This is a genomic window from Microbispora sp. NPDC004025 (assembly GCF_053604425.1).
Map to the genome: position 1 here is coordinate 25,405 of NZ_JBSGHN010000020.1, position 12,114 is coordinate 37,518.

12 protein-coding genes, 1 tRNA gene and 1 riboswitch are annotated in these 12,114 nt (G+C 71.4%); of the genes, 7 read left to right on the forward strand and 6 right to left on the reverse strand.

From position 1 onward, the window contains the following. Positions 1-171 precede the first annotated feature (171 nt). Positions 172-732, forward strand: a complete 561-nt coding sequence (locus ACWEQG_RS34970; protein ID WP_452291419.1) for a methylated-DNA--[protein]-cysteine S-methyltransferase — start codon at positions 172-174, stop codon at positions 730-732. A 44-nt stretch (positions 733-776) separates the two neighbouring features. Here the strand turns inward: ACWEQG_RS34970 and ACWEQG_RS34975 are convergent, their stop codons facing one another. The 4 genes from ACWEQG_RS34975 to ACWEQG_RS34990 all read right to left on the reverse strand — a co-directional run bounded on the left by ACWEQG_RS34975 (position 777) and on the right by ACWEQG_RS34990 (position 4,195). Then, positions 777-2,126 carry a purine-cytosine permease family protein gene (locus ACWEQG_RS34975; protein WP_452291421.1) on the reverse strand — a complete coding sequence of 450 codons (1,350 nt, stop codon included), beginning with the start codon at positions 2,124-2,126 and terminating at the stop codon, positions 777-779. Further along, a riboswitch (TPP riboswitch) is annotated at positions 2,117-2,233 on the reverse strand. It overlaps the preceding gene by 10 nt. Positions 2,234-2,290: 57 nt before the next feature. Next, entirely contained in the window at positions 2,291-2,614 is a 324-nt protein-coding gene (locus tag ACWEQG_RS34980) for a rhodanese-like domain-containing protein (protein WP_452291423.1), read from the reverse strand. Between the two features lie 74 nt (positions 2,615-2,688). Then, complete coding sequence (locus ACWEQG_RS34985) at positions 2,689-3,567, reverse strand: Fpg/Nei family DNA glycosylase (RefSeq protein WP_452291425.1); 879 nt, start codon at positions 3,565-3,567, stop codon at positions 2,689-2,691. Between the two features lie 22 nt (positions 3,568-3,589). After that, entirely contained in the window at positions 3,590-4,195 is a 606-nt protein-coding gene (locus tag ACWEQG_RS34990; RefSeq protein ID WP_452291427.1) for a TenA family protein, read from the reverse strand. A 43-nt stretch (positions 4,196-4,238) separates the two neighbouring features. Between ACWEQG_RS34990 and ACWEQG_RS34995 the strand changes: the two genes are divergently transcribed. Next, the gene (locus tag ACWEQG_RS34995; protein ID WP_452291429.1) at positions 4,239-4,889 is read left to right on the forward strand and encodes a GOLPH3/VPS74 family protein; all 651 of its coding nucleotides are present in this window, start codon (positions 4,239-4,241) and stop codon (positions 4,887-4,889) included. Between the two features lie 72 nt (positions 4,890-4,961). Here the strand turns inward: ACWEQG_RS34995 and ACWEQG_RS35000 are convergent, their stop codons facing one another. Further along, on the reverse strand, positions 4,962-6,212 hold the full coding sequence (locus ACWEQG_RS35000) for an LCP family protein (RefSeq protein ID WP_452291431.1): 1,251 nt from the start codon (positions 6,210-6,212) through the stop codon (positions 4,962-4,964). A gap of 255 nt (positions 6,213-6,467) precedes the next feature. On the opposite strand from ACWEQG_RS35000, the gene ACWEQG_RS35005 reads away from it, so the two are divergent. Beyond that, on the forward strand, positions 6,468-7,940 hold the full coding sequence (locus ACWEQG_RS35005; RefSeq protein ID WP_452291433.1) for a hemolysin family protein: 1,473 nt from the start codon (positions 6,468-6,470) through the stop codon (positions 7,938-7,940). After that, positions 7,937-8,941: a hemolysin family protein gene (locus ACWEQG_RS35010; protein ID WP_452291435.1), complete on the forward strand. Its 1,005-nt coding sequence runs from the start codon at positions 7,937-7,939 to the stop codon at positions 8,939-8,941. The genes ACWEQG_RS35005 and ACWEQG_RS35010 overlap by 4 nt, the downstream gene beginning before the upstream one ends. A 421-nt stretch (positions 8,942-9,362) precedes the next feature. On the opposite strand, the gene ACWEQG_RS35015 is transcribed toward ACWEQG_RS35010, so the two are convergent. Next, positions 9,363-9,448: transfer RNA gene (locus tag ACWEQG_RS35015), tRNA-Leu, on the reverse strand. Positions 9,449-9,605: 157 nt separating this feature from the next. Between ACWEQG_RS35015 and ACWEQG_RS35020 the strand changes: the two genes are divergently transcribed. The 3 genes from ACWEQG_RS35020 to ACWEQG_RS35030 are packed head-to-tail and all read left to right on the forward strand — an operon-like array spanning position 9,606 to position 12,099. Continuing rightward, positions 9,606-10,346, forward strand: coding sequence for a DUF3662 and FHA domain-containing protein (locus ACWEQG_RS35020; RefSeq protein ID WP_363472996.1), 741 nt, complete (start codon positions 9,606-9,608; stop codon positions 10,344-10,346). Between the two features lie 17 nt (positions 10,347-10,363). Beyond that, entirely contained in the window at positions 10,364-10,828 is a 465-nt protein-coding gene (locus ACWEQG_RS35025; protein WP_363472998.1) for an FHA domain-containing protein FhaB/FipA, read from the forward strand. Further along, entirely contained in the window at positions 10,825-12,099 is a 1,275-nt protein-coding gene (locus ACWEQG_RS35030; RefSeq protein ID WP_452291437.1) for a Stp1/IreP family PP2C-type Ser/Thr phosphatase, read from the forward strand. The genes ACWEQG_RS35025 and ACWEQG_RS35030 overlap by 4 nt, the downstream gene beginning before the upstream one ends. Positions 12,100-12,114: the final 15 nt, after the last annotated feature.

Consider the following 12,114-nt stretch of genomic DNA (forward strand, 5'->3'; position numbering starts at 1 on the left):
CGTCCGCGGTGTCAGCGATCACGGGGGCGATGTCCGCCGCCCGGCCGTCCACGCTGCTGTCACCCACGCCCCCATCGTGCCTTCTTTCACGTTTTGATCTTGGCCTTTTCCGTCACCTCGCAACCGCTCCGATACGCTGCCTGCACGCGGAGAAGAGAAAGTGGGGCGCCCATGTCCACCGAGGACCTCGAAGCCCTGCTGCGCGTGACCTCGCCGGGCTACGTCGGCGAGACCCCGCCCGAGGTCGCCTTCGGCACCACCGACGCGCCGGTGGGCCGCCTGGTCCTCGCGGTGACCGCACGCGGCGTGCTGGCCTGCACCTACGAGGGCGAGCACGAGGTCTTCGCCCGCATCTCCCGCGCCGTCGGCTCGTTCATCGGACCCGACCCGCGCCGCCTCGATCCCCTCCGCAGGGAGCTCGACGCCTACTTCACGGGCAGGCTGCGCACCTTCTCCCTCTCCGTGGACCTGCGCCTGGTCACCGGCTTCAGCCGTACGGTGATTCAGCTCATGCCGGCCGTGCCGTACGGCAGCGTCACCACTTATCAGGACATCGCCGAGCGCATCGGGCGGCCGCAGGCGCCCCGCGCGGTGGCCAACGCCCTCGCCGGCAACCCGGTCTGCCTGCTCCTGCCGTGCCACCGGGCCGTGGAGGGCCCCGGCGCGCTCGGCGGCTACGCGGGCGGCCAGCCGGCCAAGGAGCACCTGCTCCGCCTGGAAGGCGCTCTCTAGCCCTCCTCCAGCCCGGCCCGGCCCGGCTCTGCTCCGGCCCGGCTCTAGGCCGCCCGGCCCCGCGACCGCAGGCGGCGGGCCGGGACGGACAGCGCCACGGTCGCCAGCGCGGCCACCAGGAACGCGGCGAGCGCGGCGTTCATCCAGGGCTGGTGGACGAACCCGAGGGCCAGGCGGACGTCGGTCCACAACCCGTCCCACCACCCGACCGTCGGGGTGGACGTGACGATCCAGTACGCCACGAACCCGAGGATCCACGGCACGACCATGAGCCACCGGGATGGGGCGTCCTCGGCGGTGTTCCACCGGGCCGTCCCGCCGAGCAGGAAGTAGTCGACCACGAGGACGGCGAACATCGGCACGAAGACCGCCCCGATCACGCTCAGGAACGCGCCGTAGGAGTTCACGTCGGCGAACAGCGCGATAAGAGTCGTGAGCACGCCGATCACGATCGAGATCGCCCGGCGGTCCCAGCGCGGCGCGAGGTTCTGGATCGAGACGGTCGTCGAGTAGACGTTCGCGAACGACTGGTCGGCCTCGCGCAGCACCAGGATGCCGAAGAACAGGATCCCGAGCGGGGCGGCCACGAACGGCTCCCACACCTTGTCCGGGTCGTTGCCCACCAGGGCGAGCGCGGCGATGCCGAGCGCCAGGCACGCCACCTGGGCGATCGTGTAACCCGCCACCACGCCGGTGAACGCCGCGCCGCTCGACCGCGAGTGCCTGGCGTAGTCGGCGGCCATCGGCACCCACGACACCGACAGCGCGATGACATAGTCGACGGCGGGGGCGAAGGCGTCCCAGGAGCCGCCCCCCACGGACGGCCCCTGAGCGAACAGGGCGACCGAGAGCCAGATCATCGCGACCACCACGCCCGCCGTGACGTAGCGGCGCAGCAGCCGCAGCGCGCCGAGCGGCCGGATCGTCAGCGCGATCGTCAGCGCACCGGCCGCGACCGCCCACACCGCGTACGGCACCGCCGTGCCGAACAGGGCCTGCGCGCCGTTGGCGATGACCCACAGCTCGAAGGCGCCCCAGCCGAGCATCTGCACGATGTTCAGCACGGTCGGGATGTACGAGAGCCGGGCCCCGAACAGGCCGCGCAGCAGCACCATCGCCGGCCGGCCGGTCCGCGCGCCGGGGATCGCGGCCAGGCCGACCATGGCCGTGCCCAGCAGGCTGCCGACGACGGCGGCGAGCACCGCGGCGGTGAACGTCAGCGGCTTGCCGCCCAGGGGGTCGAGCAGGAACAGGGCCCCCGAGAAGCCGAGGAGACTGACGCCGAGGTTGGCCCAGAACGCGCCCTGGTCGAGCAGCCCCAGAGTTCTGGGGGCCTCCTCGTCCAGGGTGAGGGGAACCTCCGCGTGCGCGTCGTCGACGACGGCAGAAGCCATCACACACTCCCTACGCCGGCATTATCCGGACAGGTTCATGCGGTCGGCGGCACGACTTCGATCCGCCCTCTCAGCCCGGTCACGCCCGAGCTCCCGCGGGTATTGATGATGTCTTTGGGATTATGACACTTCTTTGACCGTTTTCCTACGCGGGGTAGGGCTTCTCACGCGACGTAGGGCGCCCCGCCGGTCTCGCTGACCATCGGACGTCCGACGGCCGCCCACAGCTGCATGCCGCCGTCCACGTTGACGGCGTCCCTGCCGATGTGGTTGAGCCACATCGCGGCGTGGGCCGACCGTCCGCCGACGCGGCAGACCACGTACACCGGCCGGTCGTGCGGCACCTCGTCCACCCGCGCCTGCAGCTCGGCGAGCGGGATGTGGACGGCGCCGGGCGCGTGGCCCGCCACCCACTCGTCGTTCTCACGGACGTCGAGCAGGTACGCGTCGTCGGGCAGGGCGTCAGGGGTGATTTCCGGCAATGTCATGCGCCCATTGTGGCCGCACGCCGCCGATGCCCGGGCCCATGCCGGAAGCTGTGACCCACGGTGATGCGCGGACGCTACTTGAGGAGGCGGGACAGCCGGCGGTCGGCCAGCGGCTTGCCGCCGGTCTGGCAGGTCGGGCAGTACTGCAGCGACGAGTCGGCGAACGACACCTCCCTGATCGTGTCGCCGCACACCTCGCACGTCTCGCCCGTACGGCCGTGCACGCGCAGGCCCGACTTCTTCTCCGACTTGAGGTCCTTGGCGGCCAGCCCCCTGGCCCGGCCGACCGCGTCCCGGAGCGTGCTCACGATCGCGTCGTGCAGGTCGGCGACCTGGCCGTCCGTCAGCGTTCCGGCGATCTTGAAGGGGGACATCTTCGCGACGTGCAGCACCTCGTCGGAGTAGGCGTTGCCGATGCCGGCGATCACCTTCTGGTCCCGCAGCAGGCCCTTGATCTGCGCCCGGCTGCCGCCCACGATCGTCTTCAGCACGCCCGGCGTGAAGTCCTCCGCCAGCGGGTCGGGCCCGAGGCCGGCGACGCCGGGCACGTCCCCGGGATCGCGCACCACGTACACCGCCAGGCGCTTCTGCGTGCCGGCCTCGGTGAGCTCGAAGCCGGGGGCGCGGCCGTCCTCGCCGGGCGACAGCCGTACGCGGACCGCGAGCGGGCCCTTGCCCGGCCGCACCGGCCGCGCGCCCGTGAGGTCGTCGCGCCAGCGCAGCCAGCCGCCGCGCGCCAGGTGGGTGACGAAGTGCAGGCCGTCGCAGTCGACGTCGAGGAACTTGCCGTGCCGCGCCACGCCGGTGACGAGCAGCCCGGCGAGCGCGGTGACGGGCGGGTCGACGGTCTTCAGGGCCTGGAAGGCGGTCACGTCGACCCCGATGACGGCATGGCCGACGGCGTGCTCGCGGAGGAACTCGGCGAGCGCCTCGACCTCGGGCAGCTCCGGCATGCCCTCACACTAACCCGGCCGGTTAAGGGACGTCCCAGAACGCGAGCTCGTGCTCCATGCCCCGGACGAACAGCTCCCGGGCGCGCGCCGGGTCGGGAGCCGCCTCGTCGATCATGACGGCGATGCGCTCGGCGAGGGCGGCGAAGCCGGGATCGGCGTAGGTGTCCACCCACGCCTTGTATCGGGGCTCGGCGGGCGGGTCGGCGGCCAGGATCCGGCCGAGCGTCGAGTAGCCCCACATGCAGGGGTACAGCGCGGCCAGGCCCTCCCCGTAGTCGGCGGCCGCCTCCAGCAGGAAGGAGGTGTACGCCGCGCAGGCCGGGCCCTTCACGGCGCCGTCGAGGTCGGCGCCGAACTCGGCCGACAGTGACCGGTGCAGGTCCAGCTCGTCGTGCCAGGTGGCGTACGCGAGATCGACGAGGTCACCGAGGTGGGCGTCCGGAGCCTGCCAGGCCAGCCGGCTGAACACCCGGACGTAGTCGAGCAGGTACAGGTAGTCCTGCTCCAGCCACGACCGGAAGACCGGCTCGGGCAGGTCACCCGCCGCGATTCCGCGTACGGTCGGGTGCGCGAGCTGGGCGTCGAGCATCGGCCGCCCGATGGTGTGCAGCTCATCAGATATTCCCATAAAGGCACATTCTGGCCTGGATCGGCGCGTTACGCTCGATCACGTGACACTGACGATCGCCGAGGAAGTGCTGCTGCTGGCCTACCGGGAGGACACCGGCAAGCCGATCATCGGGTCGATTGAGCTCGACTGCGCCCTGGCGGGCGCCCTGCTCGCGGAGCTCGCCGTACGCGGACGTGTCGGCTTCGACGGCAAGAAGCTGCGGGTCGAGAACGGCGCCCCGCTGGGTGACGAGGAACTGGACGCGACGCTGTCCCGGATCATCGGCGAGGCCAGGCGGCGCGACGCCGGCTGGTGGGTGGGCAAGCTACGCATGGGCAGGCTGCGCAAGCGGCTGCTCACCCGCCTGGCCGCCCGGGGCGTGCTGAGCGAGCAGGAGGGCAAGATCCTGGGGATCTTCCCCACCACGCGCTATCCGGAGCTCGACCCGCGCCACGAGCAGGGCGTGCGGGAACGCGTCCAGGACGTGCTGACCGGGGCCGAGCCCGACGAGCGGACGGCGGTGCTGTTCGCGGTCATGCACGCGGCCAAACTCGACCGCAAGGCGTTCCCCGGGGCGCCGAAGGACCGGGTCAAGGAGATCGCCCAGGGCCAGTGGACGGGCGAGGCGGTCCGCAAGACGATCGCGTCCGTGCACGCCGCCGTCGTCGCGGCCACGACCGCCGCGGCGATCGCCGCCTCCGCCGGAGGCTGACCCCCGCCGCTCGTGCCGCGCACGCCGCGCGCACGGATGAGCGGCCGGGCGCGTCGACACCGTCCGCCGCGGTTACTTGGTGATCACGTCCTTGGGCACCTGCTTGTCGGCGGCGAGCGCCTCGAACAGGCGCAGCGCCTTCTGCGTGTCCCACTTGACCACCGCCTGGCCGCCGATCGTCGGCAGCGAGCCGACCGGCACGGCGGTGGCGACGGGTCCCTCGCGCATGGCCAGGCCGACCGACAGCAGGTCGAACAGGCCGGTGCCGGGGTCGACGGCGACCGAGTCGGCCGCGTTCAGCGCCAGCGGGACCGAGGTGAACGGGTTGATCAGCGTGCCCGGGCTCGCGGCCTTCTGCACGACGGCCGAGAAGAACTGACGCTGCCGCTGGGTGCGCTCGAAGTCCGGGATGGCGCCGGTGGCCCTGGTGCGGACATAGCCGAGCGCGGTGCCACCGTCCATGTCCTGGCAGCCCTTCTTCAGGTCGATCCCGGCCTTCGGGTCCTTGATGTCCTGCTTCACGCAGATGTTGACCCCGCCGACCGCGTCCACGATGCCGACGAACCCGCCGAAGCCGATCTCCATGTAGTGGTCGATCCGGATGCCGGTCACCCGCTCGACGGTCTTGGCCAGGAGCTTCGGCCCGCCGAAGGCGTACGCCGCGTTCAGCTTGCCGCTGCCGTGACCCTCGATCGGGACGTACGAGTCGCGGGGCAGGCTGACCAGGGTCGGCCGGCCGCTCTCGGGGATGTGCAGCAGCATCATCGTGTCGGTGCGCTTGCCGACGGCCTTGCCGGTGGCGAGCTTCCTGCGCTGCGCCGCGGTCAGCCCCGCCCGGCTGTCGGACCCGACCAGCAGCCAGTCCTCGCCCGGCGTCTCGGCGGGCCGTCCGCTGTAGTCGGTCAGCGACTCGACCGGCTTCAACCGGGACCCGATCCAGAAATATCCGGCGACGGCGGCGACGAGCAGGAGCACGACCAGCACCACGACGACCCGCAGAATGGTCCTGCCGGTCCGCCTCGGCCCGCGGCCACCGCCGCCGCGCACGGCCCCGTCACGGCCCCTCGGCCCGCCGCCGCCACCGTGCGGGGCGCCGTCCCGGTCTCCGGGCTCGTGCCCGCTCCCGCCGAGCGGGCGGATCGGAGTCTCGCCGGAGCGCGGCTTGCCGTACACCTTGGAGCGGACGCGGGGGACCGTGTCCTCCCTGCCGGACCCCACCCGAGCGGCCGGAGCCTCCGCGCGGGGCTGTGCCACCGGGGGCTGTGCCTCCGAAGGCCGGGCCGTACGGCGGTACGCGCGGGTCGCCTCGTCCTCGTCGGCCACCTGAACCCCCAGCCCCTCAGCGTCCTTGCGCCTGCTTTGACCGCAGCGGCCGAAGTCTTTGCCGATGCGCCCCCTTCTTCACGGTACCCAGACGCCCTCTAAGCAGTCAGTAAAGGCTGCCGGGAAACACAGGAGAGATTCCAGCCGTTACGGTGGTATACCACCACGCGAAAGGATCGTCGTGTCCGTTTCGGACCCCTGGAGTACCTGCCCGTGCGCACGCACGGGATCTCATGATCGCACGGCGGGCGCCCAATGAGCGCCGCCCTCGGCCTCCTGGCCGTGCTGCTCCTGACCCTGGCCACCGGGTTCTTCGTGGCTCAGGAGTTCGCCTTCGTCGCCGCCGACCGCGGCACCCTCCGCGAGCAGGCCGCGGCCGGTGACAGCGCCGCGCGCCGGGCCCTCGACATCACCGGACGCCTGTCGTTCATGCTCTCCGGCGCGCAGCTCGGGATCACCGTCACCACCCTGCTGGTGGGTTTCATCGCCGAACCCGCGATCTCCAGTGTGCTGCGCGGCCCTCTCGAGGCCGCCGGGCTGCCCGGTGCGGCCGTCCCCGGTGTCGCCGTGGCCCTCGGTGTCGCGATCGCCACGATCGTGCAGATGATCATCGGCGAGCTCGCCCCCAAGAACCTCGGCATCGCCCGTCCCGACGACGTCGCGAAGTTCCTGTCTCGCCCGACGCACGTCTACCTCATGGTCGCCGGGCCCGTCATCCGCTTCTTCGACGCCTCGGCGACCCGGCTCGTGCGCCTGTTCGGCATCGAGCCGGTGGAGGAGCTCGAACACGGCGCCACCCCCGAGGAGCTGTCGCGCATCGTGACGGAATCGGCCGCGGCGGGCGAGCTGCCGCCCCGGCTGGCCGACATGCTGGAGCGGGCGCTCGAGTTCGGCGACCGAACCGCCGAGGACGTCATGGTCCCCCGCCCGCGCGTGGTCTCGCTGCGCGCGGAGTGGCCGGTCGCCGAGTTCCTCGACGCCCTGCGTTCGCACGGCCACTCCCGCTACCCGGTCCTCGGCACCGACGCCGACGACGTCGTCGGGGTGGCCGGGCTGCCCGAGTATCTGAGGGCCGGCGCCCCGGCCGACGGGCTCGTCGGCGGCATCACCCGCGCGCCGCTGCTCGTCCCCGCGACGCTGCCGCTGCCCGAGCTGCTGCGGCGGATGACCTCCGCGGGTGAGACGCTCACCTGCGTGATCGACGAGTACGGCGGGCTGGCCGGCGTGGTGACGCTGGAGGACCTGGCCGAGGAGCTCGTCGGCGAGCTGGTGGACGAGAACGACCCCGAACCGCTCGGCGTGGTCCGGCGCGGCGACGACGTCTGGGACGTGCCGGGCACCCTCCGCCTCGACGAGGTCGAGCGCGCGACGCGCGTGCGGCTGCCCGAGAGCGAGGACTACGAGACCGTGGCCGGGCTCGTCCTCGCGCTCCTCGGCCGGATGGCCGAGCCCGGTGACCGGGTCGTCTCCCCCCTCGTGCCCGAGCCCCATCTCTTCGACGACGAGGGGGAGGACGCCGAGCGGGCCGTGCTCACGGTGCTGAGCGTGCGCCGCCGCGTCCCCGAATGGGTGCGGGTGTCGACGGAGTCGACCGCGGTGGAATCGGCGCAGGCGCCGGAAAAGGAACGGCCGGAGCGGGAGAAGGCCCGCGCCGCCGCCCGCGGCCCGGGCGGCGCCGACTACGCCACCGAGCTGTTCTCCGCGCTGTTCCAGGGCAGGCCCGCATGAGTTCTCTCACCGGAGTGCTGCTCGGCATCGTGCTGCTGGCCGCCAACGGGTTCTTCGTGGCGGCCGAGTTCGCCTTCGTCTCGGCCCGCAGGCACCGGCTGGAGGAGGTCGCCGTCAGCGGCGGCCGGCTGGCCAAGGTCACGGCCCGCGCCGCGGTCAGGGGTGGCCGCGAGCTGTCGCTCATGCTCGCCGGGGCGCAGCTCGGCATCACCCTGGCCTCCCTGGGCCTCGGCATGGTCGCCGAGCCCTCCATCGAGCACCTGATGGAGCCGGTGCTCACGCTGCTGCCCGAGTCGCTGCGCACGCCCGTGGCGTACGTCGTGGCGCTCGCCCTGGTGACGTTCCTGCACATGGTCGTGGGCGAGATGGCCCCCAAGTCGCTGGCGCTCACGCATCCCGAGCGGGCGGCGATGGGACTGGCGCTGCCGTTCCGCGGCTTCGCCTGGGTCGTCCGCCCGATCCTCGCCGTGCTGAACGCGCTGACCAACGGCATACTGCGGCTGGCCGGCGTACGGCCACGCGACGAGCTGGCCACCACCCGCACGCCCCGCCAGCTCGCCATGCTGGTCGCCGAGTCGGGCCGGATGGGCATGCTCGATCGCGACGAGCACGACCTGCTCACCCGCGCGCTGCGGGTGCACTCCCAGCCGGTCGAACGGCTGATGGTGCCCGTCGGCGAGGCGCCCTCGGTGCCCGCGAACGCCGACGACCTGCTCGTACGCCGGACGGCGGCGCGCGGCGGGAGCCTGCGCATGCTGGTGGTCACCCCCGACGACGTGGTCGGCGTGCTCCACGTGCGCGACTCGGTCATCCAGCCGGGACGCCTGGCCGGCGAGCTGGCGACCCCCGTCCCCCGCATGGCGAAGAACACCACGATCTCCGACGCCGTGACTCTGCTGCAGGAGGCCCGGGCCCAGCTCGGGCTCGTCACGGACGCCGGCGGCACGCCCGTCGGTGTGATCGATCTCACCACCCTGGTCGGTGAGCTGCTCGTCGCCTGACAGGCGCGGGGACGTCTCTCACTACGAGACGCCAATGCTCACCGACTGGGACAAATAGTAAAGGTCGCCGCCTGCAAGTGCGCGGAAAGTGGTTTGAAAGGCGGCCTCCGGAGAATGTGCAGTGCGCGCGGAGGGGGCCCCGATCTTCGTTCGGGGCCCCCGGCGCGACACGCACACGGGGCCCGTGCCGTACGGGCCGGGGAGGGGAGGCCGGACGTGGAAGCTTCGCTTGCGACCAGGCGAGGCACGCCGTCCGGCCGGGCGCCCCAAGGGGCCGCCCCCCTGAGCTGCACAAGAAGAAATTCCCGGCCGGCGACTGCCAAGCGGAGCTTGTCATCCGGCCGGGGGTTCCAGGGGGTCGCTCCCCTGGGTTGCACAAGAAAAAAGCCCCGGCTGGCTACTGCCAAGCGGAGCTCGTTTCTGGTGGGCAAGGGGGGAGTTGAACCCCCACGTCCTCTCGGACACACGAACCTGAACCGTGCGCGTCTGCCATTCCGCCACTTGCCCTTGCGGTTGGCCCCCATCTCTGGGTGCCTGGAAAGGTTAGCACGTATCCGCCCGTGCTTACGAACCCGGATACGATCCTTCTAAACGACGATGCGAAGGAGCTCAGTGCAGCACCGGAGCGATCGCGACCGTAGTGGCAGTGGAAGGGAGGTATCCGGTGGGAGTCCTTCAGCGCTTCGAGCGCAGGCTCGAAGGGTTGGTTGAAGGGGCCTTCGCGCGGGCGTTCAAGTCCGATCTCCAGCCGGTCGAGGTTGCCAGCGCCGTGCAGAGGGAGATGGACGAGCGCGCCGCGATCGTCGCTCAGGGTCGCACGCTCGTGCCGAACGACTTCGTGGTGGAGCTGTCGACGACCGACAGCGAACGGCTGGAGGTGTACGCCGACAGCATCAGCCATGAACTGGCCACTCTCGCGAGGGAGTACGCCAAGGAGCAGGGCTACTCGTTCGTCGGGCCGGTGCGGGTGCGGTTCGAGACCGCCGACGATCTCGCGGTCGGGCTTTTCCGCATCCGGTCCGGGGTGATCCGCGGCGCGACGGTGGAGCAGGACGAGATCCGTCAGCCGCCGAGCGACGTGCCCGCCGGCCGCCCCAACCCGTTCCAGGGGCGTCCGCGGCTGCTCGTCTCGACTCAGGACGATCCCCAGGGCCAGCGGTCGTACGAGCTGACCACACCGGTGACGCTGCTGGGCCGCGGAACCGATTGTGATCTTCGGCTGGTGGATCCCGGCGTATCACGGCATCATGCCGAGCTAAGAGTGGAAGGGCCGCAGGTCGTGCTCGTGGACCTGGGCTCGACCAACGGCACCTTCGTCAACGGCCAGCCGGTCCGCAGGGTCGAGATGCAAGACGGGACGAGGGTGACCCTCGGCCGTACGACACTGGTGTTCAGGCGCGATTAGAGGTAGACAAACGGTCCATGTCCGAGCTAACGCTGCTGCTGATCCGGCTCGCCTTCCTGGCGGTGCTGTGGTTCTTCGTGATCGCCGCGGTCGGCGTCATCCGGACAGACCTGTTCGGTCCGCGTACGGCTCCCGCGCCCGCACGCAAGCCGGTCAAGCAACCCCGACCGGTTTCCAAGCCCAAGAAGGGTGAACCCCGCCAGCTGATCGTCACCGGTGGTCCCCTGCAAGGGACCATCATCAACCTCACGGAGACGCCAATCACCATCGGCCGGGCGAACGACGCCACGCTGGTTCTCAGCGACGACTACGCTTCGAGCCGGCACGCCCGGCTCTTTCCCCAGGACGGCCAGTGGTTCGTGGAGGATCTCGGCTCCACGAACGGCACGTACCTCGAACGCTCGAAAGTGACCCGCCCGACCCCGGTGCCCCTCGGAGTTCCGATCCGCATCGGCAAAACCGTCATCGAATTGCGCAAATGACCATCGCACTCCGCTACGCCGCTCGCTCGGACGTCGGGCTCCTCCGTGAAGGCAACGAGGACTCGGCGTACGCCAGCGGCCGCCTGCTTGCCGTCGCCGACGGCATGGGCGGGCATGCCCACGGCGAGGTGGCCAGCTCGGTCGCCATCGCCGCACTGTCGTCCCTCGACAGGGACGCCTCCGGTGGTGACCTGCTCAGCGCCATCGAGGCGGCCGTCCGGGACGCCAACCACCAGTTGCACGCGATGGTGGCCCGTGACCCGAGCCTCAAAGGCATGGGCACCACCCTCACCGCGATGCTCTGGAGCGGTGCACGCTTCGCGCTGGTCCACGTGGGCGACTCCCGCGCGTACCTGCTCAGGAATGGCGAGCTGTACCAGATCACGCACGACCACACGCTGGTGCAGTCCCTCGTCGACGACGGGCGGATCACCCAGGAGGAGGCCGCCAACCATCCCCAGCGCTCGATCCTGCTGCGCGCGCTGGACGGGAGCGGCGAGGTCGACCCCGACCTGCAGGACCGGGAGGCCCAGGTGGGCGACCGTTACCTGCTGTGCTCGGACGGCCTGTCCACGGTGGTCAGCGCCGAGACCCTGCACCACACCCTGACCACGATCGACGATCCCGAAGACGTCGTCCGGCAGCTCATCGACCTCGCCAACCGGGGCGGCGGGCCGGACAACATCACCTGCGTGGTCGCCGACGTGATCGAGGTGGACGACCTTCAGCCGCCGCTCGGGGCGGCGGCGGTCGTGGGCGCGGCCGGTTCCGGCCGGGTGCGCTCCGCGCCGCCGGACACCCCCGCCGGCCGGGCCACCACCGTGACCGCGCCGCAACCGGTGATCACCGACGACGACCTGGACGACGAACCCGCGCGCGAGGCCCAGTCCTCCGCGCGGCGTTCGCGCAAGCGCCGGTCGGGCCCGAAAGTGGCCGCCGGGGTGCTGGTCGTCGCCGCCGCGCTCGGGGCCGGCGGCTATTTCGGCTACGAGTGGACCCAGAGCCAGTTCTACGTAGGCGTCAAGGGAGACGAGCTCGTCGTCTTCCAGGGCGTCGACGCGGAGGTCGGGCCGGTGTCCTTCAAGAAGGTCGCCTACACCGACCACCTACTCGTCTCGACGCTGCCGGCCGTGCAACAGGACCAGGTCCGCAGCGGCATCCCGGTCGACGACCTGCAGGCCGGGATCACCAGGATCAAGAGTTTCGGCGCGTCGGCGGCCCCCACGCCGGACACCGAGGCGACACCGACCCCCACGAGGTCCAGTAAGTGACTGCTGTCGAAGCCA